General features: G+C 61.6%; 19 protein-coding genes and 2 tRNA genes. 8 read left to right on the top strand and 13 right to left on the bottom strand.

Translation table 11 applies throughout. The features are described 5' to 3' along the window. Positions 1 to 3 precede the first annotated feature (3 nt). Together AC0L3N_RS21550 and AC0L3N_RS21545 are read right to left on the bottom strand one after the other, a co-directional pair. Positions 4 to 1485, bottom strand: coding sequence for an ABC transporter substrate-binding protein (locus AC0L3N_RS21550; protein ID WP_473549421.1), 1482 nt, complete (start codon positions 1483 to 1485; stop codon positions 4 to 6). A 130-nt stretch (positions 1486 to 1615) separates the two neighbouring features. Further along, positions 1616 to 2896 (bottom strand): acetylornithine deacetylase/succinyl-diaminopimelate desuccinylase family protein, encoded by a 1281-nt coding sequence (locus AC0L3N_RS21545; RefSeq protein WP_123150747.1) that lies wholly within the window; start codon positions 2894 to 2896, stop codon positions 1616 to 1618. Between the two features lie 238 nt (positions 2897 to 3134). Here AC0L3N_RS21545 and AC0L3N_RS21540 point away from each other — a divergent pair, with 238 nt between their 5' ends. Next, positions 3135 to 3560 carry a L,D-transpeptidase gene (locus tag AC0L3N_RS21540; RefSeq protein ID WP_473549420.1) on the top strand — a complete coding sequence of 142 codons (426 nt, stop codon included), beginning with the start codon at positions 3135 to 3137 and terminating at the stop codon, positions 3558 to 3560. Here AC0L3N_RS21540 and AC0L3N_RS21535 read toward each other — a convergent pair. Both AC0L3N_RS21535 and AC0L3N_RS21530 read right to left on the bottom strand, forming a co-directional pair. Beyond that, entirely contained in the window at positions 3557 to 4138 is a 582-nt protein-coding gene (locus AC0L3N_RS21535) for a hypothetical protein (RefSeq protein WP_473549419.1), read from the bottom strand. The genes AC0L3N_RS21540 and AC0L3N_RS21535 overlap by 4 nt on opposite strands. Before the next feature lie 84 nt (positions 4139 to 4222). Continuing rightward, positions 4223 to 5626, bottom strand: coding sequence for a selenium-binding protein SBP56-related protein (locus AC0L3N_RS21530; protein ID WP_258116342.1), 1404 nt, complete (start codon positions 5624 to 5626; stop codon positions 4223 to 4225). A gap of 248 nt (positions 5627 to 5874) precedes the next feature. Here AC0L3N_RS21530 and AC0L3N_RS21525 point away from each other — a divergent pair, with 248 nt between their 5' ends. From AC0L3N_RS21525 to AC0L3N_RS21510, 4 genes are all read left to right on the top strand, one after another. Beyond that, positions 5875 to 6957, top strand: coding sequence for a substrate-binding domain-containing protein (locus tag AC0L3N_RS21525; protein ID WP_473549418.1), 1083 nt, complete (start codon positions 5875 to 5877; stop codon positions 6955 to 6957). A gap of 83 nt (positions 6958 to 7040) precedes the next feature. After that, positions 7041 to 9296, top strand: a complete 2256-nt coding sequence (locus AC0L3N_RS21520; protein WP_123150748.1) for an ABC transporter permease — start codon at positions 7041 to 7043, stop codon at positions 9294 to 9296. After that, positions 9289 to 10068, top strand: coding sequence for an ATP-binding cassette domain-containing protein (locus AC0L3N_RS21515; RefSeq protein WP_123150511.1), 780 nt, complete (start codon positions 9289 to 9291; stop codon positions 10066 to 10068). The genes AC0L3N_RS21520 and AC0L3N_RS21515 overlap by 8 nt, the downstream gene beginning before the upstream one ends. 301 nt (positions 10069 to 10369) lie before the next feature. Beyond that, a complete protein-coding gene (locus AC0L3N_RS21510; protein WP_473549417.1) occupies positions 10370 to 10897 on the top strand; it encodes a YHS domain-containing (seleno)protein in 528 nt (175 codons plus the stop codon). On the opposite strand, the gene AC0L3N_RS21505 is transcribed toward AC0L3N_RS21510, so the two are convergent. Further along, on the bottom strand, positions 10894 to 12807 hold the full coding sequence (locus AC0L3N_RS21505) for an adenylate/guanylate cyclase domain-containing protein (RefSeq protein ID WP_473549416.1): 1914 nt from the start codon (positions 12805 to 12807) through the stop codon (positions 10894 to 10896). The genes AC0L3N_RS21510 and AC0L3N_RS21505 overlap by 4 nt on opposite strands. Positions 12808 to 14318: 1511 nt before the next feature. On the opposite strand from AC0L3N_RS21505, the gene AC0L3N_RS21500 reads away from it, so the two are divergent. Next, positions 14319 to 15317, top strand: coding sequence for an SMP-30/gluconolactonase/LRE family protein (locus AC0L3N_RS21500; RefSeq protein WP_473549415.1), 999 nt, complete (start codon positions 14319 to 14321; stop codon positions 15315 to 15317). 83 nt (positions 15318 to 15400) lie between these two features. Here the strand turns inward: AC0L3N_RS21500 and AC0L3N_RS21495 are convergent, their stop codons facing one another. The 8 genes from AC0L3N_RS21495 to AC0L3N_RS21460 all read right to left on the bottom strand — a co-directional run bounded on the left by AC0L3N_RS21495 (position 15401) and on the right by AC0L3N_RS21460 (position 22295). Continuing rightward, a complete protein-coding gene (locus tag AC0L3N_RS21495; RefSeq protein WP_473549414.1) occupies positions 15401 to 16396 on the bottom strand; it encodes a lipid A biosynthesis lauroyl acyltransferase in 996 nt (331 codons plus the stop codon). Between the two features lie 37 nt (positions 16397 to 16433). Next, complete coding sequence (locus AC0L3N_RS21490; protein ID WP_473549413.1) at positions 16434 to 17462, bottom strand: zinc-binding dehydrogenase; 1029 nt, start codon at positions 17460 to 17462, stop codon at positions 16434 to 16436. Between the two features lie 142 nt (positions 17463 to 17604). Further along, on the bottom strand, positions 17605 to 18876 hold the full coding sequence (locus AC0L3N_RS21485) for a beta-ketoacyl-ACP synthase (RefSeq protein ID WP_473549412.1): 1272 nt from the start codon (positions 18874 to 18876) through the stop codon (positions 17605 to 17607). A gap of 79 nt (positions 18877 to 18955) precedes the next feature. Then, positions 18956 to 20143, bottom strand: a complete 1188-nt coding sequence (locus AC0L3N_RS21480; RefSeq protein WP_123150517.1) for a beta-ketoacyl-ACP synthase — start codon at positions 20141 to 20143, stop codon at positions 18956 to 18958. 38 nt (positions 20144 to 20181) lie between these two features. Continuing rightward, positions 20182 to 20463 (bottom strand): acyl carrier protein, encoded by a 282-nt coding sequence (locus tag AC0L3N_RS21475; protein WP_123150518.1) that lies wholly within the window; start codon positions 20461 to 20463, stop codon positions 20182 to 20184. A gap of 174 nt (positions 20464 to 20637) precedes the next feature. Then, positions 20638 to 21783, bottom strand: coding sequence for a slipin family protein (locus tag AC0L3N_RS21470; RefSeq protein ID WP_165848752.1), 1146 nt, complete (start codon positions 21781 to 21783; stop codon positions 20638 to 20640). A gap of 368 nt (positions 21784 to 22151) precedes the next feature. Continuing rightward, positions 22152 to 22220, bottom strand: a tRNA-Ile gene (locus AC0L3N_RS21465). Between the two features lie 5 nt (positions 22221 to 22225). Further along, positions 22226 to 22295: transfer RNA gene (locus AC0L3N_RS21460), tRNA-Gln, on the bottom strand. A 266-nt stretch (positions 22296 to 22561) separates the two neighbouring features. On the opposite strand from AC0L3N_RS21460, the gene AC0L3N_RS21455 reads away from it, so the two are divergent. After that, positions 22562 to 22801 carry a hypothetical protein gene (locus AC0L3N_RS21455; RefSeq protein WP_244602997.1) on the top strand — a complete coding sequence of 80 codons (240 nt, stop codon included), beginning with the start codon at positions 22562 to 22564 and terminating at the stop codon, positions 22799 to 22801. Further along, entirely contained in the window at positions 22798 to 23265 is a 468-nt protein-coding gene (locus tag AC0L3N_RS21450) for a hypothetical protein (protein WP_473549411.1), read from the top strand. The genes AC0L3N_RS21455 and AC0L3N_RS21450 overlap by 4 nt, the downstream gene beginning before the upstream one ends. The last annotated feature ends 313 nt before the right edge of the window (positions 23266 to 23578 follow it).

Genomic DNA, 23578 nt, shown 5'->3' with positions numbered 1-23578 from the left:
CCCTCACTCCGTCCACTTCACCTTGGTCAGGTCGTTGGCCTGGATCGGGGCGTTTTCCCAAAAACCCTCGAGCTTGGCGTCCCAGACGCCGGCTTTCGGCAATTCGTAGAGGAAGCCGACCACGGCATCGTCGGCCAGTATCTTCTGCGCCTCGCCGAGCAGCGTCATGCGCTTGGCCTCATCAGAGGTGAGGCTCAGATCGGCGATGATCTTGTCGAAGGTCGGGTTGTCATAGTTGAAGTAATAATCCTTGCGCGAATAGATATCGATGTCGTTGGGCTCGGTGTGGGAGACGATGGTCAGGTCGTAGTCCTTCTTGGTGAAGACCTGATCCAGCCACTGCGCCCATTCCACGGGCACGATCTGCAGATCGATGCCGACATCGCGAAGCTGCGACGCTATGATCTCGCCGCCAAGCCGCGCATAGGGAGGCGGCGGCAGTTTCAGCGTCGCCTTGAAGCCGTTCTCCAGGCCGGCTTCCTTCAAGAGTTCCTTGGCTTTCTCGACATTGTGCGGATAGAGGCCGGTGAGGTCGACATAGGCCTTGTTGGCGGGCGACATGTGCGAGCCGATCGGCACACCCAGACCGGCCGAGGCGCCGTCGATGATCGCCTTGCGGTCGAGCGCAAACGAAATCGCCTGCCTGACCTGCAGCTTGTCGAAAGGCGGCTTCTTGTTGTTGATCGAGAGAATGGTTTCGCCCTCGGTCGCGCCGATCACCACCTTGAAGCGTGGGTCGTCCTTGATCTGGGCGACACTGTCGGGATCGGGGAAGAAGGGAAAGGCCTGGATGTCGCCGGAAAGCAAAGCCGGCACAGCGGCAGCGGCATCGGGAACAATGCGGAACTCTGCCTTGTCGAGGGACACCGGGGCGCCCCAGTAAGTGTCGGACTTGATCAGCGTGATCGACGAGCCCTTGGCCCAGTTTTGGAACCTGAACGGGCCGGTGCCGACAGGCTTTTCCTTGTTGGTGTCGGCTGTCTCCGGCGCGACGATGACCGCGTCGCCCCAGCCCATATTGTAGAGGAACGAACTTTGCGGGTTCTTCAGCGTGATCTTGACCGTCGCCGGATCGACCACATCGACCGTATCGATGGCGGCGAACAGGCCCTTTTGTGCGTTGACGGAGTTGTCGGCACGGGCGCGGCCGAGCGAGAATTTCACGTCGTCGGCATTGAAGTCGGTGCCGTCATGGAATTTGACGCCGGTATGCAGCTTGAATGTGTAGACCTTGCCGTCGTCGGAAATCATCCAGCTTTCGGCCAGATCCGGCAGCACCTCGCCGTTCGGACCGATGCGGGTCAGCCCCTCGAACACATTGGCGTAAAGCACTTCGTCGATCGCGGCCGCAGCACCTGCGGTCGGATCGAGATGCGGAGGTTCGAGCGTAATGCCGATGACCAGATCGGTCCGCGCGGCAAATGCCGATGTTCCGGCAGACAGCACCAGGGCCGCGGCGGTGAGAATGGTTTTCCACAATTTCATCGTGCAACTCCCGATATGCTCAAAAACATGCTCAAAACCCGGTGGATAGAAGCGTGATTTCACCAACGAGTAAATTGCGTTTCGTGTTTTCCGGCAGCGCCCGCAGGAATGTTTTTTCGCCCATCACCGACTACCGAGCGCCCGCGCCCCTAAGCAGCACGTTGAGCCCGATCGCCATCACCTTGGCCGATTCGACCATGTCTGATATCCCCACCCATTCGTCGGGCCTGTGGGCGAGGTCGAGAATGCCCGGGCCATAGGCGATGCAGTCGTAGATGTGACCGATGCGGGCAATGTGCTTCTGGTCGTAGGTGCCGGGCGAAATCACATAGTCGGGCTCGTGGTCGAATATCGCCATGATGCCTTGCGCCACCGCCTTGACCACCGGCGCATCGCGCTCGGTCATCAGCGGCAGCACCTCCATGAGATCGCGGATCTCGTAGTCGAATTTCTTGCGCTCGCGCTTCAGCCGGTCGAGGATATCGGTCACCTCGCTTTTGACCGTGCCGAGGTCCTCTTCGAGCAGGAAGCGGCGGTCGATGGTCAGCCGGCAGGAATCGGGGACGTTGGGCGAGGGCAGGCCAGGCCGGAAATCCTCGGTCTGGCCGCCGTGGATCGAGTTGATGTTCATGGTCGAGCGCTTGGCCCCGTCGGGCACGACCGGCATGCGCGTGACCTTGCGGTCGAGCGCCGGAAACAGATCGTCCTCGAAGGCCTTTAGCACGGCACCCATATGGCGCACCGCGTTGTCGCCGAGGAACGGCATCGAGCCGTGCGCAATCTCCCCCTTGGTCTCGATCTCCGCCCACCAGACGCCGCGATGGCCAAGGCAGATGCGGTCCTTGTTCAACGGCTCGGGGATGATGACGTGGTCGACCTTCGGCTTGGAGAAATAGCCGAGCTTTGCCAGATGGGCGACGCCGCCGAAGCCGCCGGACTCCTCGTCGACCGTGCCCGATATTTCGATGGCGCCCGGAAAATCGGGGAAGACCTCCATGAAGGCCTCGGCGGCGATGATCGACGAGGCCAGGCCGCCCTTCATGTCGCAGGCGCCGCGGCCATAGACCTTGCCATCCCTGACAATGCCGGCGAAGGGATCGAGGCTCCAGCCGTCGCCGGCTTCGACCACGTCGATATGCGAGTTGAAATGCAAGCAGGCGCCGGGCGAGCGGCCATCGAAGCGGGCGACGACATTGACGCGCGGGTAGCGGTCGGTGTCACCGGGCGTGCCTTCGGCGCGGATGAATTCGACTTCGAAACCGCGCTTCTTCAGCCGCGCTCCGACGTATTCGGCGCATGGCCGATAGGCTTCGCCGGGCGGATTGATGGTCGGAAAGCGAATCAGGTCCGCGGTCAACGCGACCAGGTCGTCGACCCGATCACCGACCGCTTTCAGGAGCCGTTCATTCATTTCGTTCATTCGGCGAATTGAGCAGCCAATGATGCGCTTTGGCAAGCCTGTTGGCGGGTCGCGCCCTAGTTATGTGGTTACGTGTCGTCACGGCAACTATCGCGGGAAATCGTTCAAATTCGCTGCTTTGGATTGGTGAATTCGTCAGAGGTGTGTGGTTACCTCATTCACCCGCGATTAAAAAGATGAAGAATTGCGTGAAGGCAAGCAGGCAAGGGCAGTCAAAGGGTTTGATCGCATGAAAACCGTTTTCATGGCAGCGGCACTGGCAACGACGCTGCTCGGTTCATCGGTCGAGGGCTGGGCAGCCAAGCTGGTTGCAAGGATCGACGTGTCGTCGCAGACGATGACTGTAAGATACGGTCAGGCGGTTTACCGATGGCGCGTATCCACGGCGCGCAAAGGCTATATCACGCCGCGCGGCAGCTACCGGCCGCAACGAACGGCACGGATGTGGTATTCGCGCAAATACGACATGTCGCCGATGCCTCATTCGGTATTCTACCGCGGCGGCTACGCCATCCATGGCACCGGCGCGGTAAAATCTCTCGGGCGCCCGGCGTCGCATGGCTGCGTGCGGCTGCACCCGGCGAATGCCGCCGCCTTCTATTCGATGGTGCGGCAAGCCGGCTTCCGCAACACGCGGATCGTGGTGACGAACTAGAGCGCGGAAAACACGCCGATCGCCCCGACCAGAACTAGGCTTAGCGCCCAGATCACATCTAGATCAAACCAGCTTTTCGAAAGAAACCTTAATCCCAGCCACCGATAGACGCCGAAGGCCAAAGCGCCGCCCGCAGTGATCATCGCGCCGGTGTGGACCGCTGCCACACCGATCGAGAGCGCTGCAGTTCGTGCAATGAGGGCGGTCGCGGCACGGTGCCCAGCATCCGTTTCAACGACGCCGCACAGGCCGAGGTAGATCGGCACCAGCATCAGGCCGGCGCCATGCGTGACGGCGACCAGAAAGGACCAGAGCGCCAGTCGCGACGGCGGCACGCGCGCCAGAAATCTAGGATGCCGCCGGTTGAAGAGCAGCCAGACTCCGAGCGCGACGACAATTAGACCTGCGCCAACGCGGATCTCGGTTTGCCAATCAACCAGCACGGTCATCAGCGCGAAGGGCAAGAGGACCACCGTCATGGCGACAAGATGCCCGAACGCCAGCGCCAGGAGTGCGCCCGGCAGCGCATAGGCTCGCCGTTCCATCAGGGCGGCCGAAACAGCAAGCGGCCAGCCCATACCCGGGTTTACGCCATGGTAAATCCCGCTGGCGACCACAGCAAACCAGAGGCCGGCTGTGGTCGAAAGGAGTTCGGGCGACACCTAGACCGATGGGTAGCAGAAACTGTCGGTAGAGCAGTCGCCGCCTTCAAGTCGGATCTGGTGCGTTCGATAGCCTTTGGGGAACTCGACGAAGAAGTTGGTGTCGAGCGTCAGGCCACCATTGGCGCCAACATCGGCCTTCACCATAGCCCCGCCGCGCTCGCCGGGATAGAACTGATCGTCCCAGGTCGAATAGAGCGAATTGGTCCAATAGACACGCTTGCCGTCGCGGCTAATCTCGACCATCTGTGGCCCATAGCCGAAGACCTTGCCACAGGGGTGCTTGGTCTTCTTGACGATCCCACCCAGTTCGACCTTGCCCGCCAGAACCGGCTTCATCGGGTCGCTGACATCGTATTGATGCATTTCACCCGTACCCCAACAAGCCACGTAGAGATATTTGTCGTCGAGGCTGAGGTCGATGTCGGTGACCAGCGGGGGCACCGCCGAGAAACCCTTCAGAAGATCCGGCAGATCGTCGGCATTGGCCGGTTGAGGCGGGATGATCGCCGTCTTCTTGGCCTGGAACTTGCCATCTGCGTCGCGCCACCAAGTCCAGATCGAGCCTTCGAGATTGGTGGTATCGACCACAACGCCGCAGAAGCCGTATTGCTGGACTGGATCATGCGCCGGGCGGATTTCGAGCGCCATTTGGTGATTGGCGCCCAGATCGATCGTCTGAATGTTCTTACGCGCACGCAGATCCCAGAAATGCATGCGGTGGCCGTACTTGTTGGACAGTAGATCCTCCGGGACGATGCCGTTTTCGAACTGCGGCGGCAGGGCCCATTCGGAACTGACCATGTAGTCGCGCGGCAGGTTCCACCAGAAATCGTAGTGCTTGTCCTGGGCGCCACGATCTATCTCATAGCGGCCAATGACATCGAAGGTCTGGCAATCCATGATGAAAATGCCCGGAGGACCGTCGGTACCGTCCTTGCCGCCGCCGCCCAGGGTCGAGACATAGATGCCCTCGGGTCCGCAGTGGATCGTATGCGGGCGTGAATAGCCCGTCTTGGCAAAGACTTCTGCGGGTTCGATGATCTTGTGAATCTTGGCGGCTGTCGGCCCGCCCTTCACATCAATTATGTAGATGCGCGACGAACGCATGCCCGGAATGATCAGATAACGACGCTCCAGAAAGGCGTGGCCAGTCAGTGGTGATAGCGCCGAAGAACACGCATTCCAGCCGAAGTGATGAAACTCATCGCCCTTGTTTGGCATGATCACAGTGTGGACGATCTTGCCGAAATCCGGCGAATTTGGATCGACATTCACCACAGCCAGGCCGTCGGGTTGCGAGAAGTCCGGGCTAAGCATCAACGTGTAGGCCAGAGTTTCCGGCGGCCCTTCCATAGCCAGCTTCGGTGACGCATAGAATGTGGGGTCTGGTCGCAGATTCATCGCGGTATCCTCCCTACGCGTTTGTGAAACTTTATTCTTGGTGCTCTCTGTGTCGCTCCCTTTTGAAATGCGGCCCAGGTAGGGATCATAATACACCAAGTCTCCTCGTCTGTCTGACACCGCGTCGCGCTAGCACTATTTACGTGGGCAGGCTTTGGGCAGAATATACGGGGTGGGAGGAAGCATTCGGAATCCTGAATGAATGCGCCCGAACGGCTTCCGACCGTTGGTTGCAAGGGAGGAAAATCATGAAACGTATTTTCTCGCTCGCGGCGTGTGCCGCGGCGTTATCGCTCGGCGTATCGAACGCCTACGCACAATCGGGCGGCGTCGACAAGGCGGTCGGCGGCTACAGCTTCGAAGAAGCCGCAAAGGAGGCCCCCGCTACCAAGGACTTCCATTCGGCCGATGGTCACCTCACTTTCGCTATCGTGACACACACTGCCGGCAATGGGTTCTTCGATCCGGTCTACGTCGGCGCGACCGTCGCCGGCAACCTGATCGGCGCCAAGGTCCTGCTGCTCGGCTCGGAATCGCCGACCGACGACCCTGCCCGCGAGATCGAAATCCTGAACCAGATCGTGCAGGATCCGACGATCGACGGGCTGATCATGACAACGCCCCAGGTCGGCGCCTACAACGACATCGTCAAGGCCGCCGAGGCGAAGGGCATACCGGTCGCTACGACCAATTCCTTTGACGGCACGCTCCTCAACCGCAGCGGCATCGGCCACACCGGCCAGGACGCGTCCGCTGCCGCAATCGCCGGCGAGGCGCTCGTCAAGTGCCTCGCGGACAAGGGTATCGAGAAGGGTTCGATCGTCCTGCCGTCGTCGACCGCAATGGGCAACATCGAGGTGAACAATCGCGTCACTTCGGCTTTCAACGCCATCGTCAAGGGCTTGAAGGATGCCGGCAAGCTTGATGCCTTCAAGGTCGACGCGGGTCCGGAGAACACCGGTATAGACACCAATCCGAATGATCCGGTGAACGGCATCGTGACGCTGTTCGAATCGCGCGGCGACGTCGTTGGCGCGTTCGCCGGCAACAACGTGTTCACGCCGGCGCTTGCCAAGGCCGTCGCTCAGACCGGACTGACCGGCAAGATCTGCGCCTACGGTTTCGACCTGGGCCCGGCCCAGCAGGATGCGATGAAGAGCGGCGATCTGACCGGCGCGCTCGGGCAGCAGCCCTTCTTGCAGGGCTTCTGGCCGGTCATGCAACTCTATCTGGAGATCGATCGCGGCATCGCGGCGGCCAACCTCGACACACGCGCCCAACTGGTGACGAAGGAGACCGTCGAGGACGTCGGCAAGCGCTTCGAGAACTGAGTCCACTCGGAACGTCTGAAATCATTGCGGGAGGGCGCAGGCTCTCCCGCAATGCGGCAGCAGGAAATCGACCAGAAGAGACCATGGCGCTTACCGCGACCACATCGCTCGGCCGTGCGCCGTCCCAGATTGTCGGCGGCTGGGAGGTGGGGCTCGTTGCCTTGCTTTTGCTGCTCTATCTCGGCGGCGCTCTCGTCAATCCCGCGTTCTTCGGGTCAACAGGAGCGTTTCACTCGCTGCTCCGCGACACCTCGCGGGTTGCCATCATCGCGGTCGGAGTGACCTTCGTCATCGTCAACAAGGACCTCGATCTTTCAGTCGGTTCAACTTACGGCCTAGTCGCCGTCGTCTTTGCCAGGCTGTTCGCGCCGAACTTCCTTGACCTCGGCGTCGTCACGTCGGCGATCCTCTGCCTGCTGCTCGGCACGCTGATCGGGCTGATCAACGGCGTGCTCGTCACCATCCTGAAGGTGCCGGCGTTCATCGCCACGCTGACCGTCCTCTTCATCGGCCGCGGCTTCGTGCTGGCGCTCACTCACGGCCAGGCGATCTACTACCCTGCCAAGGCGACCGGCTATCCGGGTTTTTTTCACCTCGGCGAGACCAACCTCCTCGGCTTCAACAACCAGATCGTGATCTTCCTCGTTGTCGCCGTGATCGGCGCCTATGTGCTTGCCAAGACGCGCTGGGGCTACGAGACCTTCGCCACCGGCGGCAACGAGCAGGCGGCGTCCTATGCCGGCATCCCGACCAACTGGGTGCGCATCCGAGCCTTCCTGATCTCCTCGCTCTGCGCGGCGCTGGCCGGCTTGATGTCAGCTGCCCAGGACAAGGGCGTGACGCCCCTCTACGGCGTCAGCGGTGAGCTGACCGTCATTGCCGCCGTGATCATCGGCGGCGCCTCGATCCTCGGCGGCCGCGGCCGGGTCGCCGGATCCTGCCTTGGCGCCCTGCTGGTGGTGCTGCTCGACAAGGTATTGCGCGAGGGCTGGCCGATCACGCGCATCATCAAGATCGGCGACGAGGAGATCACGGTCAATGCCGTTTTCTCGCTACCGGTCGGCGCGGTGCCGGTGTTCCTCGGGCTGCTGCTCGTCGTCGCGGTGCTCATCGAGCCCTATCTCATCCGCCGCCAGGTGGCAGGGCGCCTCTGGGCCTGGCTCCGCGACCGGCCGCCGCCACCGGCCTACGAGATCGGCGGCATCGCGATCGAGGGGGTGCAGACCAAGGGGGCGATGGCGACCGACATGGCGCTGTCGGCCACCGGGTTCGGCAAGTTCCTCGCTCGGCGCGACGCGCTCGCCATCATCCTGACCGCGCTCCTGTGGCTGACCGGCCTCGCGCTCCGGCCGGACTACTGGTGGAACCTGTCCAACAGCTTCGCGATCTTGCTCAACTACACCGAGCTTGCGCTGATCACCATCGGACTCACCTACGTCATCGCCGCCGGCGATATCGATCTCTCCGTCGGGGCGGTGCTCGCTCTCGCCGGCAGCACCGCCGCCTATTTCCTCAAGGTCCTTGGCGCCGACCCCGTGACCGCCGTGGCGATGGGCCTGCTCGCGGGCATGTGCGCCGGCCTCGTCAACGCGATCGTCACCGTCGGCTTCAAGCTGCCGGCCTTCATCGCCACGCTCGGCATGTTCTACATCGCCCGCGGCCTCGCCGCCTGGTTCGTAGCCGGGCAGCAGCTCACCGGCTGGCCCGAGGGCTACAACCTGCTTGGCCGCAAGGTGAACGACATCCTGCTGCACTACCGCATCTCGCTGCCGGACGGGCTGCTGCGCTCGATCGCTGAGGTGGTGAGCGTCCAGACCATCTGGATGCTGTTCGTCGCCCTCATCGCCGGCGTCGTGCTCGCCTACATGCCGTTCGGGCAGAAGGTCTATGCAACCGGCGGCAATATTCGCGCCGCCGCTTATGCCGGAATCAATACCAACCGGGTGCGTTTTCTCGCGCTTATTCTGGCGGCGCTCTGCGCGACAATGGCCGGGATCATCAACGTCGCCTACTTCCGCAGCTTCAACCCGGTGGCCGGCCAGTTCCGCGAGCTCGACGCCATCGCTTCGGTGATCATCGGCGGCGGTTCGATCTTCGGCGGCTACGGCACCGTGATCGGGGCGCTCGCCGGGGCGGCGGTGATCACCCTGATCCGGGCGCTGCTGCAGCTCAACGTTCAGGGTTTCACGATGCCGCAGCACTGGATCAACGTCTTCATCGGCGGCATCCTGATCGTGGCGGTGCTGATCGACATCTGGGTGCGCCAGGCCAACATCTTCGGCCGCCTGCGGGCGCGCCTCGCGCGGCGCACAAAAACGGCGGAGACCACCCATGCGTGACCCGACCACGCCTGCACCGATCGTAGAAATGCGGGGCATCGAAAAAGCCTTCGGTGCGGTGCAGGCGCTCCGCAACGTCGACCTCGTGCTCTATCCCGGCGAGATCCTGGGCCTCGTCGGCGACAACTCGGCCGGCAAATCGACGCTGATGAAGATCCTGACCGGCGCCTACCAGCGCGACGCCGGCGAGGTCTTCGTCGCCGGGCAGCCGGTGCACTTCAAGAGCCCGCACGAAAGCCGCGACGCCGGCATCGAGATGATCTACCAGGATTTCGCTCTTTGCGGGAATATGGATGTCGGTCAGAATATCTTTCTTGGCCGTTGGCCGCTCAGGGGCCTTTTCGTCAATCGGCGGAAAATGTACGCGGAAGCCGACAGTGTGCTGAAGCGGCTCAAGGTCGACGTGAACTCCGTCTATCAAAAGGTCGAGAGCCTGTCGGGCGGCCGCCAGCAATCGGTGGCGATTGCCCGCGCTATCTCCTTCCAGCCGCGCGTGGTGATACTCGACGAGCCGACCGCCAATCTCTCGGTGATGGCGACCGAGCGGCTGCTCGAAACCATGCTGGAACTGAAGAAGCAGGGCGTTGCCCAGATCATCATCTCCCACCGCCTCGTTGACATCTTCGCTGTGGGCGACCGCGTGATGGTGCTGAAGCGCGGCGAGAACGTCGGCGATCGCTACATCAAAAACACCGACGAGCATGAGGTTCTGGAGATCATCGTCTCCGGCACGCGAGAGCATGCACTTACGGCCGATGAGGCAATGCTTTGACCGATCAGGTTCACTTTTCTCCAGGCGTCGCAGAAATGCGGCTAAAACCACCCGCTCTAAGTCTATCGAGGTTGTGGCCCGAGATTGGTCGTTCACTCGAAGAATGCCGGATGTCGGGTAAGGGTGGGAAGCAGTCCCTCAATGCGATGAGCACGAATGACCGCGATGCGGACTAAGCAGACGAAGAATGGAGCCTGGCGCCCCTGCAATGGGCGCTGGCCTCACCACACTCGAACTCCGAAAATCTCCGAAACGTGTTGCGGCCGAGCGCTACAAGAGCGATAATTAGTGCCCGAACGGAATGACGCAGACGGCTTCGCTTGCCGCGGGGCTGGTAGCGGCTCGGAACGGTCAAATCAGGGAATTCGCCATGCACAGTGTCTCTCGGCGAAATGCCATTCGCCTCGTTCTGGCGGTCACAGCCGCCCTGTTTGCGACCTCGATGCCCTCTTTTGCCACGGAAGCGGTTCCGCTGGCGATCAAGGGTTATGACCCGGTCGCCTATTTCACCATCGGAAGCCCCACGCGCGGGCTGCCGGAGATCGAGTACGAATGGGATGAGCACCGCTACCTCTTCGCGAACGCCGAGCATCGCGAGCTTTTCAAGGCCGATCCTGTTCGCTACGCGCCAGAGTTCGGAAATTTTTGTGCAATGGCGCTGGCCCTGGGCGAGCTCGACGAGGCCAACCCGGAGAACTGGCTGATCAGCGACGGAAAGCTTTATATTTTCGGCAAACCGGCCCCGATGGGACCCGCGCTCTTCCAGCAGGACCTTGCTGCGAACATCGCGAAGGCCAACCAGAACCGCGCGCTACTTCAAGGACATTAGCGGTTCATTCTCTCGGCCGGTGGCAGGTCGCCTGTGACGGGGTAGAGGCGGGCCTTGCGGAATCCGTCGCGCAGATGTTCGAGATCGCCAGAGCTTAGAAACTTGGTTCCGAACTCCTGCGGGTCGAAGGTTGGGTCGATGCGGCGTATCATCGTCACGACACGCGCGGCGTCCTCCGCTCGATCGTCTTGTGCATAGGCGGCCGCCAGCAGGATACGGCTGAAGTTCGCGCCTGCGGTTGTTCGAAGACTAAGTTCCGCCTGTTCGATCGCCGCGTCGTAACGCCGTTTCAGATAGTAGGCCAGGCTCAGCGCAAAGCGATCGATCGCATTGAGATCGGGGTCGATACGCTGCGCCTGCTCCAAGGCCTCGATCGCCGCATCCGTCTGTCCCAGCCACAACAGGATGGTGCCGCGCCCGGCGAGGCCGTGAGCATCGTTCGGATTGATCGCAATGGCGCGCTCGATCTCAACCTCTGCCTGGTTGTATCTCTGACGAAAGAGGTGGATGTGGCCGAGAGTGATGCGCGCGCGCACGTCGGAATCATCAAGGCTCAGCGCCTTGATTGCCAGTTCCTCGGCACGGCTCAGGAAGGCGGTTGGCGATTCCGCCCAGCCCATCGAGCTGGCAATGTGATAGGTTTCGGCAAGTGCCGCATATGCAGCAGCGTAGTTCGGGTCAAGCTCGATGGCGCGTCTGAGCAGGGCGCGCGCCTCCACATTGTTTGCATGTGTCGGGCTCTGCAATGCCGGCCTGGCGCGCAGCACGTAATCATAGGCTGCGAGATTTTCGGTTGGCTTCGCGAACACCCGATTTTGTTCGATCTGGGTCACGCGAATCGCCAGGACTCTGACGATGCGAGTGACAATGTTGTCCTGCAGCGCGAACACGTCCGCCAGCGCCTCCTCGAAGCGTGCAGACCAAATCACCCGTCCCTGCCTTGTGTCGACGAGTTGCGCGATGACCCGCACGCGGTCGCCGGTCTGGCGGACGCTGCCTTCGACCAGATAGCTGACGGCGAGACCGCGGCCGATCTCCTCCGGGCTTGCGGGCTTTCCCTTGTAGGGGAAGACAGCGTTCCACGACATCACGGTCAGCGCGGAGAACCGACCCAGTGCGTTGATGATATCCTGCGTCAATCCATCCGCGAAATACTGACGAGCCGAATCGTCGCTCTGGTTCAGGAACGGGAGAATGGCGATCGCGGGTTTCGTGCTGACTTCAGCACTCTTTGTGAATTGATCGCCAGAGCGCAGAATGCTGAGAAATTTCCACTCAGAGCCAAGACCGGCCCACAGCGCGCCTACAATAAGCAAAATCATCAGAGCCAGAGCGGCGAACAATCCCCGGCGCCAGCCGGCGGGCGCCGGAGCGGCCGTGGCGTCGAGCCGCACGCGAAAGGCGCGCACCGGCCGAGCGATGTTCTTGAGCTTCTGTTCGCCGATATCCTCAAAGGCAATATCGAGCTTGCCTTGCACGTCTTCCTGCACGCGGCCCGAGACGCAGATGCCGCCAGGCTCCGCGAGCCCCTCCAAGCGAGCCGCCACGTTGACGCCATCCCCGAAAATGTCGTCATCCTCGATGATGATGTCGCCGACATTGATGCCGACGCGGAACTCGATACGTTGTCCTGCCGGCACCGCGACATTGCGTTCCGCCATGCCGCGCTGGATCTCGACGGCGCAGCGCACGGCCTCGACCACACTCGCGAATTCGACCAGCATCCCATCGCCGGTGGTCTTGACAATCCGCCCGCGGTGTTCGTTGATCTTTCGGTCGACCAGAGCACGCCGATGCGCCTTCAGCTGGGCGAGCGTACCTTCCTCGTCGTTGCCCATCAGCCGGCTGTAGCCGGAGATGTCGGCCGCTAGAATGGCCGTAAGTCGCCGCTCTACATGCTCGGTTGACAATCCGACTCTCCCCCGTGCGCTTCGGCCACCTTTTCCGATAGCTCTGGGCTAAGCACTACGGAACCTAGGGCTCCGTAGTGCTTAGCCCCAAGGAGCCCCCAATCGAAGGCGAGCGTCGCGCCCACCGCTGGGGCGGTGGAACCGCGAACGCTATGACCTGCTCGGCCACACCCTCACCGATCTTTTGGCCCGCAACCACATCGGAGCGAAAATGGACCCCGGCCCACATGCGCGCGTCGGCCGCCTGCTTGGCCGTCACGCTCCATCAGCGCGGAGTAGCCCACCACATCGGCAGCAAGAATGGCAGCAAGCTTGCGATCCACGACGGCGTTCTTTAAGACCACCTATGCCCGAGGAATGCACCATAGCAGAAGTCGGAGGCATTGTATCGCCGCAAGGCCCTTTGCTGTGCATGCACCGGAAGGTCTGGAATGGGCTCAATTGAGACGTTCATCGCCTGCACCGCAGATGACCGCTTGGGGTCGTGAGCCGAAATTTCGCGCATTGGCTTCGGACACGTTATTGTTGCCCCATCGCTATCCGGGGGGGAAGTGGATGAGCATCGCCCAAAGGGTCAGTCCAGTTCTAGATCAGGCGATTACCGCAATCCTCAATAGGGCAGACTATGGGTACACCGTCTCGATTAAAGCGGCATTGAACCAAATTCGGCAGGCTGCGCCTGATTTGGTCGCATCCAAGACGAGATAACCGAGGCTATTGTCGAGGCGGCTACTGCCCTGGGCCTGTTCGTGGCTTTCCGTTCAATCCAGCGTAGTTAGCTGATATCGCTCGGAAGCTCCTAGCAAACATTTCGGACCTTTTACGGAACTCTTCAGTAATCGATGAGTTACGCACAAAACTAAAGGTAACCGTTATGGCAACTCGAAATGAGGATCATGCCTTCCGGGAATTGATCAGTTCGGAAGATAATCGTCGGGAGCTACGCAAGCGATTGAGCATGGAGGCCGACCAAACTCTGCCACCAAAGCTTTTCGCATTAGCGGTGGAGCTTCAGAAGCAGCTTGAGCGGCGAGAGCAGGAACGGGCCGACGAGAACCCCGAGCAGCCCTAAGTTGCCCTCATGGCGAACTGAACACCACTGAAGGGGCGCATCAGCGGCCTCTTTAACATCTGTGCCAGCTCTCTGGGCCGCTGCCCGCCTCGGAGTTGTCGAGGCAATTCAAGCCTTAGTCAGAAGCACGACCTGTCGTTGGCGGCCCCGCGTCGGCATCGCAACCAGAGGTAGGCAATCGCTCGGCGATCATGTGAGCCGAGGTTGGCAAGGTCGAACAAACCGCCGATGAGGTGTGTCCGACGTCGACTTCCAGGGATGTTGGAACTGGCATTCATCTGGGGAATTATAAAGCTCACAAGGCTAAGCAGATGCTGCTTGGCAAACAGACTCGTCAGAGCAATCGAAGCAGCCAACCGTAAGAGTTGCAAAGCCACCTATGCAATGTGCGGTTGCACTTTACCTGAACGCGTCAGATAAACAACACAGGGAGGCTATGATGATCAGGCTGCAGTCAAGTTTATTTATGATTCTACTACTAGGATTGGCGGGTTCACCTGCGAAAGCCGAGGAGGTCTGGTCGCTTGACGGCTTCAAGGCCCCCGAGAGCGTATTTTTCGATGCCAAGCGGAATGTCTTCTACGTCTCCAACATTGCTGGCGACCCCGCCGTCAGGGATGGGGTCGGATACCTTTCGAAGGTTTCGCCTGACGGAAAGTTGCAAGCAGCCGAGTGGGTGACCGGCTTTAACGCGCCCAAGGGATTGGTGATGCAAGGCGACACGCTTTTCGTCACCGACATCGATCGGCTTATGGCCGTCGACGTCGATAGCGGTCAGATCACTGGAACGTGGCCTGCAGAAGGCGCTCAGTTCCTCAATGATCCCGCTGTCGACGAGGCGGGTCGTGTCTTTGCTTCCGACATGCTGGCGAACAGGATTTATGTTCTGGACAATCAAGCTCTCTCCGTCTGGCTCGAGAGCGAGGATCTCCTGCATCCGAACGGTCTGCGCGTCGAAGACGGTCGCCTCCTCGTCGCCGGCTGGGGTCGCGATATCCAGCCGGATTTTTCGTCCAAGACACCTGGCCACCTTATCGCGATTGACCTGAACACGAAGGCTATCTCTGACATCGGGTCCGGCGAGCCTGTTGGAAATCTAGATGGTCTAGAATCGGACGGAGCCGGGAATTGGCTGGTCACGGATTGGGTCGCAGGGGTGCTCTTTCGCATTCATCCGGATGGAAAAGTCGAGCAGCTGATGGACCTCAATCAAGGCAGCGCCGATCTGGAATTTCTGGAAGAAAAGAAGCTGGCAATCATCCCGATGATGATGGACGGCAAGCTGGTCGCAACTCGATTGAGCAACTTGAGAAGAGGCTCGCATTGTCCTCTCCCCAATTGGCCGAACAGGGCGGCGGTCGAGCGATCCTGCCGAAACAAAAAACCCGCCTCAGTGGGCGGGGCGCAGATCAACATTGTGCTTAAATTCCTAGCGTAACTGCCGTCACTTGTCAAGTCGAAACTACCCATAGTTGCAGGGCAATCGATTCGCGCTTGCGCTGCCTCTCATCGTCCTGCCGCTCAGGCGGCTTCGCCGCGCTGTCTCGCCTGGCGATGCTTTCCGCGCGGGCCGCTGATCTCCCACCTTTTGTGGAACCACATCCACTGGCCGGGATCCTCGCGCACCCAGCGCTCGACCACGTCGTTGAGCAGCTGGGTGGTGCCGTGGACGTCGACACTGCCGCCGGCGGTGCGCGGCAAGTTCAGTCTGTCCTCGATCTCGAGCCGGAAGCGGTTGCCGGGCAAGCGCACGCAGCGCGCCGGATAGACATCGCAGTCATAGTGCCGCGCCAGAGTGCCCAGAACCCGGTTGCTTTCGCACGGGCGGCCGAAGAATGTCGTTTCGAGCCCGCTCGAGAATTTCTGGTCGACGAGCACGCCGATATTGCCGCCTTTCTCCAGGACTGCCGCCAGCGCGAACGAAGCGCCGGTGGAGGAGGGCAGAAGCGACCCCATGGTCGAGCGTCGAGTCGAGAGGATGTAGTCGGCAAGATAGGGGTTGTTGGGCGGGCGAAACAGCGCCGTGATGTTCATGCCGAATGTGGCTGCCGCGACCGGAAGCAGTTCGAAATTGCCGAGATGCCCGGTGAAGATGATATGCGGCGTCGGTTCCTCGGCGATATGCACGAAGTGCTCGATCCCCTTGACCTCGATGCGGCCGGGTTTCGTCGCGGCGGGATCGTAGTCGAACAGCTCGTCGAGAAAGATGTATTCCGCGGCGAGCCGAGCCATGTTGCCCCACATGTCGGACGCGATGGCCTGGATCTCGCGGTCGCTCTTTTCCGGATAGGCGTTGCGCAGATTGGCGATGGCGACGTTGTGGCGCCCCACCCACGGGCCAATGCGACGGGCGGCGCGGTCGGCGAAATTGAGCGCGCTGTCGACCGGCAGCAGACGCAGCAGCCAAATTATCGTCATCGCGACGCGCGCAAGCAACCAGTAGTTGAATTGGCGCAGCCGCCTGCCGTGGCGGAACGCCAAGTCCCGGCGGAGCTTCTTGAAGGCGTTGCCGACCATTCCTAGACCGTGATGTTTTTAGACAGCAACATCATGGTCAGCCGATGCGCAGGATGATCTTGCCGAACACGTCACGGCCCTCCATGCGCTTCAGCGCGGCGTCGATGCCGTCGAAGTCGACTTCGGTGTCGATGACCGGAGAAACCAGCCCCGCCGCCATTTTCTGCATGGCGTCGGCCATGTTTTGCATGCGGCAGCCGAAGGAGCCGAGCAGCTTCAGCTGCTGCTGGAACAATTGCATCAGATTGATCTGCGTCGACACGCCCGAGGTCGAGCCGCAGGTCACCAGGCGGCCACCGCGTTTCAGGCACAGCATCGAGGCGGCAAAGGTGTCGGCGCCGACATGCTCGAAGACGACGTCGACGCCCTTCTTCTTCGTCAGCTTGCGCACGACGCCTTCGAAACGGTCCTCGCGATAGTTGATGACATGGTCGGCGCCAAGCGCCTTCGCCCTGTCAATCTTGTCGTTCGAGCCGACCGTGGTGATCACGGTGCAGCCCATTTTCTTCGCCAGCTGGATCGCGGCGGAGCCGATACCCGAGCCGCCGGCATGGATCAGGATGGTTTCGCCGGGCTGCAGCCTGGCATTGTCGAACAGCATGTGCTCGACCGTGCCGAAGGTGACGGGCGCGACGGCCGCCCCAATGTCCGTCACGCCGGGCGGGGCAGGGACCAGCAGGCGCGCCGGAAGGTTTATCTTCTCTTGCGCAAAGCCGTCGAGATGGAAGCCGTGTACGCCCGAGACATGCTCGCAGAGGTTGTCGCGGCCTTCGCGGCAGGCGCGGCAAAACCCGCAGGTGCGCGCGCCGTAGATCGACACAAGCTGCCCGGGCACAAGGTTGGAGACGCCGGGGCCGACCGCCTCGACCTCGCCTGAAGCTTCGGCGCCGACGACCAGCGGCAGCTTGCGCTTGGCGAAGGCCATGCCGCGCCAGCCCCAGACGTCGATATGATTGAGCGCCACGGCCTTGATGCGCAGCATCACTTCGCCCAGCGCAGGCTGCGGCGGAGGCGGCAGGTCCACCGTTTCCAGGCGGCGGTCCTCGATAAGTTGCAATGCGCGCATGGAGCCTGTCGGTTCTGTTGAGCGGGAAAAGGCTCGCTTATAGCGCGGCGCGATGAAAAGGATTCAGCCGACGCGCTTTAAGCTTTTGTTTTTTATGCATGTCGTTGTCCCAAAACCGCTTCGCACTTTTGGGCGACATGCATTAGACCGGTTCCCGCGCCATGACAAGGCAGGTGTTCTGGCCGCCGAAGCCGAAGGAGTTCGACAGCACCGTGCCGACCTCGGCGTTGCGCTTCTGGTTCGGCACCACGTCGAGCACGATCGCCGGATCGGGATTGTCGTAATTGATGGTCGGCGGAATGACGCTTTCTCGCATGGTCATCAGCGAAAACGCGGCCTCGACGGCGCCGGCGGCCGACAGCGTGTGGCCGATCATCGACTTGTTCGACGAGATCGGCATCGAGCCGATCCGCTCGCCGAACACGGTCGACAGCGACAGATGCTCCATCTTGTCGTTTTCCGGCGTCGAGGTGCCGTGGGCGTTGACATAATCGATCTCGTCCTCGCGCAAGCCGGCATCGGCGAGGGCGGCGCGAACGGCGGCGATCGCCGGTGAGCCGTCCGGCTTCGAGCGGGTTCGGTGGAAATCGTCGGCCTTCTCGCCGCAGCCGCGCAGGATGCCGAGGATGTTTGCGCCCCGGGCGAGTGCCGCCTCTAGCGATTCCAATACCAGCGCGCCAGAACCCTCAGCGAGGACAAAACCGTCGCGATCCTTGGAGAAGGGTTTTGACGCTTTTTCGGGGATGTCGTTGTGCGTGGAAAGCGCTGAAAGCAGCGAGAAACGGATCAGCGCCTCGGCGGTTGCCGAGCCGTCGGCGCCGATCGACAGCGCCCGGTCGCATTCGCCGCGGCGGATCGCCTCCACGCCGAGCTGGATCGAGGTGGCGCCCGAGGCGCAGGCCGTCGACAGCGTGATCGGCAGGCCGCGCGTCCCGAAACGGTCGGCGAGCCGGTCGGCGATCGAACCGAACTGGGTGGTCTCGAAAACATCGAGTTCCTTCAAGCCGCGCGCCACGCGAAGCAGCCGTTCGGCGCCGATGTCGTGGTTGTCGGAGTTGTACAGCGAAAAGCGCTCGCTCCAGTCGAGTTCGACCGGCGGCGAGGCGAGGAAAAGCGGCCCGCCGAAATCGCCCGAATCGAGGCCGGCTTCGGCCACGGCTTCCTGCGCGGCGATCTCGGCGAGATCGTAGGTAAGAAGGCTGGCGCCCTTTGAGCTCGACGGCAGGAAATCGACCATGCCGGAGATGCGGGTGTTCAGATGGTCAACCGGAAAGCGGGTGATCGGATGGATGCCGGACTTGCCCGCGGTGAGCGCTGCCCAATTGTCGGCCTTGCCGACGCCCAGCGACGTCACCACGCCGATACCGGTGACGGCGACGATCGGCCTGCCCATGTGGTCGTTCAGATTGGCCATGACTTGTCCTGGACCTGTTCCTTTATTGGAGCATCGGAATCATCCGAAAACCGCACTTCACACTTTTCGGTCCGATGCTCTAGGCGGCGTTGACCAACGCCAAACCTTCGAATTGGTGATAGCCGATTGCCGTTGCAAGGACGGTCCTGGGAACGCCGTCGAACGGCTTTTCGGTGGCGGCGTCAAATGCCGGGTAGGCGGCCTTGCGTTCGACAGCCAGTGCCGCCAGCGCCACGGCGAAGGGAAACTGCGCTTCCTTCATGTGGCCGGTCAGCGTCGAAAAGCCGCGTGCGGCAATCGCCGGATTGGCGTCGAGCGCCGATTTCTCGGCAGCAGTAGCGGCATGGGCACCCGAAGCGCCTGAAATCGTCAGCAACTCGCCGTTCGGCAATGCCGCCTGCCTGAGCAGCGCGGCAATCTCGCCATCGAGTTCGCCCTGCCGGCGTTTTGCGCGTCCGGATATGACCGGGCCGAGTTCGGCATAGATCTTTCGCCCGCGGCTGATCGCATGTTCGCGCTGTTCCAGGACGAGAAACGCGCCGCCTGACCCAGTCACCACGCCGCCGCCGTCCAGGCCCTGTCTCTGCCAGACCGGTCTCCAGGGGCCGCGATGCAGGTAGCCGGCCAATTCGTAGCCAAGCAGCATGTCGGAATGTTCGGTCTGGAACGCGCCGCCGACCAGTATATGCGTCGACTGGCCGGAGCGGATGCGCGCGGCGGCCGTCTCGACGGCGGCAACGCCGGCGCCTTCCTCGCCCATGAAGGTGCGCGACGAGCCGGTCACCTTGTGGACGATCGAGATGTTGCCGGCGAGCAGGTTGGAAAGCTGCGCCAGAAACAGCGTCGGCCGCAATTCGGTTGTCAGTTTCTCGTTGAGCAGCACGTCGCGGTCGTTGCGGCTTTCCGAGGCGGCGAGAATATCGGCGTCGACCGCCTCGTCGCGCTCGCCGCCGCCGGCAGCCACCACCATGTCCATGGTCGTGCAGAGTTCGTCATTGCCCTTGATGCCGGCGTCGTCCAGCGCCATGCCGGCGGCGTAGGTGCCGAGCCGCTGCCAGGTTTCCATCTGCCGCTGGTCGCCGCGCTTGGCGATCTGCAGATTCCAGTCGATCTCCGGCAGCGGGTGGACGGTGTAGGGCGAGAAGCGCGCGGCTTCGAGCACCGGTTCCAGGCCGGGCTGGACGAGTTTGCGCCAATGCGCATCCGGGCCTTCTCCCAGCGAAGAGACAAGGCCGATGCCTGATATGACGACGTCGTGGGCGTTCATGGGCGGCTATTGTGGGTCAGGCTTGAAAACGAACCATTTTAGGCGTTCTTGGCCATGACCAGTGCGTCGATCTTGGCGCACAGGTTCTTCATGACGAAGTATTCGTCGGTCGAGGCCTTGCCGTCATTGACCTCTTGCGTCCACTTTTCCAGCGGCACCTTGATGCCGAATTCCTTGTCGATGGCAAAGACGATGTCGAGGAAGTCGAGGCTGTCGATGCCGAGATCGTCGATAGTGTGGCTTTCAGGGGTGATCGTGTCGATATCAATCTCACTGGTGTCGGCGATGATCTTGGCGACTTTGTCGAACGTGGTGGACAAGGGCTTTTCCTTCGGTTGCGGGCGGAATCTGTCCGCATGTGTTTGGGCGCTGTCTAATCGGTTTTTCCGGGCAGGAAAAGACCTGAACGCCGGGCGCAGATGGGATACCCACTTCGTAAACGCAAGAAGAGCCGCCAGTTGGCCCGGCGACCCTTCCCATGATGTTGCTTCCGCTCAGCTGTCGCGGAGCTTGACCAGGTCGTTCAGCAGCCCGCCCGTTCCGTTGTGGACGGTCAGCCGCTCGACCTTGCCGGCGATGGTTTCCAGAGCTTCGAGCTCCTTCAGCCGCAGCATCACCGGGTTCTCGGCCATCACCTTGGCCGTGTTGAGCAGCGAACGCGTGGCGTTCGTCTCCTCGCGACGGCGGATGACGTTGGCCTCGGCCTGCTTCTCGGCCGACACCACCTGGTTGAGGATCTCGCGCATCTCGCCCGGCAGGATGACATCCTTGAGGGTGATATCGCTGACCTCTATCCCGATCTCGGCCATGTCGGCACGGACCTTCCCGGCGGCTTCCTCATCGACCGTCACCTTCTTTTCGAGGATCTGATCGAGCGTCAGCGCGCCAAGCGTCTTGCGGAAGGTGTATTGCAGGGCGCGGTAGAGGGCTTCGGAGAAGTCCTTCACAGCACTCACCGCCTGCACCGCATCGACGACACGGTATTCGGCGGCGATGTTGACGCGGATCGTGACACGATCCTTGGTCAGCACTTCCTGCCCGGCGACGTCGAGCGACTGGCGCTTGAGGTCGACGACCTTGATCTGCACCATGCGCCCGACGTTCCAGAAGCCGTGCACGCCCGCCGTCAGCGTCCGCACGAGGGCGCCGTCGACGAACAGCAGTCCGGCCTGCCCGTCCACGACCGGATGGACGGACATCAGCTCCGCCTTTCGGGCCTGGCCGAGCCGGCGCATCACAGCCGGATCGATCGCGAGGTCAGTGGCGGTATCGATCACCGTCACCTTCCACGGTCCGGCATCCGTCCACAGGACGAGCTTGCGGTCCGGCGCCAGAACGGCATGGAGGCCGCCGTCACGCTCGATGACTGCAACTTCCGTGCGCCCGGTGCGAACGACGGTGAAATGACGCGCGGCCGCATCCGGGAGCTTGTCGAACAACGCCTTCTCGTACGCCGAAACGAATTCCGGGTTCTTCAGATCGTGCCGCGACACTTCAAGGCTCCGACGCCGGTTGGCGAGCCAATGCTCGCCCGGCACCAGAACAGCCTTGATCTCACCCTTGTAGAGCGTGATGGCACGTTCGTTTTCCCTTACGAGGACGCGCTCGCGCCCAAGAATCCTATCGAGAATGGTCGTCATGGTCTTCACTCCTGTCGGGCATGGCCCCTTCCGAGGCGTCAAATCATGCGTCGATCGTCCTTTCGTTTCTCGTTTCACGTCGCTTCTTGCTTCACTCCGGGCACGAATGATCCGGGGACCGGTGGCATCCGCCCGTGGCGGGCCTTCGGGAGCGGATCGCGAGGCACCGAAGCGGGCGCCGGAGGCCTTGACCTCCCTTGCCGGCATTGGTGCGCCTTGATCGTCACCGCGGGCCTGGCCGCGAGCCGATGGCGTCAGACTTTCGGGTCCGGCCCGCGCCCAAGGGCGTGGGCCGTCCGTCAGGTCTTTCGCATTCCAGTCCCCGGACCGTTTCAGATAACACCACCTGAAGGTGCTGGCTTTCGAGGCCAATGGAGAAGGATTTGAACCTTCGACAGTCAGATTATCGATCTGATGCTCTAACCAACTGAGCTATCCGAAGTGCAGATGAAGGGAATTGAACCCCCGACCTCCGGACCAAGTCCGGCGCTCTTCCGCTGAGCTACATCCGCGATCCCAATCCCCGAAACGGCGCCGTACACAGGTCGGCAATGCCGCCTGCGCGGGCGGAGGCAAAAGCTCCAACCTTTGTGCTCGCTTCGGTTTTCGTGACCGGGAGCGCGCCTATAGCCGCTGCGACCGGTTGTCGCAAGCTGCATAGTTGTGGCTGGACGCGGCTTCTTTCAGCGGTGGTATTTTTGCAACACCTACGATTGGCCCGGGGCAAGTGGTTGTTGGTACCAACGTACCATGGTAAAATGTGAGAATGATAGAACGCGTGCAGACCGGGGTGCGCCTGGAAAAACGATTGGTGAAGGTGCTCAAGGCCTTGGCCGAGCATCGCGACATGAGCCTGGGTGACCTCATCGAGGGCATCGTGCTGCATGCCTTCGAAGGCCAGACGCCGTTTTCCCCGACGACCCTGGAAACAATCGGCCAATTGAAGCGCATCTACGGGCTGGAGCTCAGTGCAGCAGACAGCCACCGTTTTTCGGAAACGAGCGGGGAGGACGAGTGACGAACCATCTTGAGCGCACTCATAGCATCGTGCTTTCGGGGCCGGTCGACCGCGTCTTTCCGCTGTTCACGCCGACTGGGGAGACCCTGTGGGTGGACGGCTGGGATCCGGAATTTCTGCATCCACAAGACGGGGAGACGCGCCAGGGCATGGTCTTCAGGACCGCTCACGGTGATGAGACCACGCTCTGGGCCTGCACGGACTGGGACCCCTTGGCGCATCGCATCCGCTATGTCCGGGTGACGCCGGATTCGCGTTTCGGATTTGTCGAGGTGGCCTGCCGCCCGACCGCTGACGGAGGCACGGAGGCGTCGATTGCCTACACTTTCATTGCCTTGAGCACGGCAGGAAGATCGTATCTGTCCGAGCTGACGGAGGACGCGTTCGCGCACATGATCGAGGCATGGAAGCTCCGTATCGATGCGTGGCTGCAAGTGCGAAATCTAACGCTAGGTAGCGGGTAGTTAGCCGTCATCCGCAGTGGTTGCTGGAACGAGCCAGGTGCGCCAGGACCGGACAATCCGCTATAGAATGCTTTCCCGTGTAGCGAACGCGAACGTCCGTTCAGGGCAGCGGGCGGCGCGACCGAATTTGCCACAGCTGCGCACCTTGCCGATGTCGATCCCGGCAGCGACGCGCAATATTTACCTTAACGTGGGAGAAGTAGAGAGACCGTGGCACGAGGTGCGAAAAAGCAGCGCCAATACAGCTGATTAGTTACGACATAGGTATTCTCGCAGATATGGTATTGGCCGTCTGGGGATTCCTGCACACGGT

The organism is Mesorhizobium sp. WSM4807 (genome assembly GCF_055811615.1).
This window is presented reverse-complemented; position numbering and strand designations above follow the sequence as displayed.

Excerpts from the sequence above, each read along its gene's own strand:
- AC0L3N_RS21550 (WP_473549421.1), bottom strand. The coding sequence starts at position 1,485 with ATGAAATTGTGGAAAACCATTCTCACCGCCGCGGCCCTGGTGCTGTCT.
- AC0L3N_RS21545 (WP_123150747.1), bottom strand. The coding sequence starts at position 2,896 with ATGAATGAACGGCTCCTGAAAGCGGTCGGTGATCGGGTCGACGACCTG.
- AC0L3N_RS21540 (WP_473549420.1), top strand. The coding sequence starts at position 3,135 with ATGAAAACCGTTTTCATGGCAGCGGCACTGGCAACGACGCTGCTCGGT.
- AC0L3N_RS21535 (WP_473549419.1), bottom strand. The coding sequence starts at position 4,138 with ATGGGCTGGCCGCTTGCTGTTTCGGCCGCCCTGATGGAACGGCGAGCC.
- AC0L3N_RS21530 (WP_258116342.1), bottom strand. The coding sequence starts at position 5,626 with ATGAATCTGCGACCAGACCCCACATTCTATGCGTCACCGAAGCTGGCT.
- AC0L3N_RS21525 (WP_473549418.1), top strand. The coding sequence starts at position 5,875 with ATGAAACGTATTTTCTCGCTCGCGGCGTGTGCCGCGGCGTTATCGCTC.
- AC0L3N_RS21520 (WP_123150748.1), top strand. The coding sequence starts at position 7,041 with ATGGCGCTTACCGCGACCACATCGCTCGGCCGTGCGCCGTCCCAGATT.
- AC0L3N_RS21515 (WP_123150511.1), top strand. The coding sequence starts at position 9,289 with ATGCGTGACCCGACCACGCCTGCACCGATCGTAGAAATGCGGGGCATC.
- AC0L3N_RS21510 (WP_473549417.1), top strand. The coding sequence starts at position 10,370 with ATGACGCAGACGGCTTCGCTTGCCGCGGGGCTGGTAGCGGCTCGGAAC.
- AC0L3N_RS21500 (WP_473549415.1), top strand. The coding sequence starts at position 14,319 with ATGATCAGGCTGCAGTCAAGTTTATTTATGATTCTACTACTAGGATTG.
- AC0L3N_RS21495 (WP_473549414.1), bottom strand. The coding sequence starts at position 16,396 with ATGGTCGGCAACGCCTTCAAGAAGCTCCGCCGGGACTTGGCGTTCCGC.
- AC0L3N_RS21490 (WP_473549413.1), bottom strand. The coding sequence starts at position 17,462 with ATGCGCGCATTGCAACTTATCGAGGACCGCCGCCTGGAAACGGTGGAC.
- AC0L3N_RS21485 (WP_473549412.1), bottom strand. The coding sequence starts at position 18,876 with ATGGCCAATCTGAACGACCACATGGGCAGGCCGATCGTCGCCGTCACC.
- AC0L3N_RS21480 (WP_123150517.1), bottom strand. The coding sequence starts at position 20,143 with ATGAACGCCCACGACGTCGTCATATCAGGCATCGGCCTTGTCTCTTCG.
- AC0L3N_RS21470 (WP_165848752.1), bottom strand. The coding sequence starts at position 21,783 with ATGACGACCATTCTCGATAGGATTCTTGGGCGCGAGCGCGTCCTCGTA.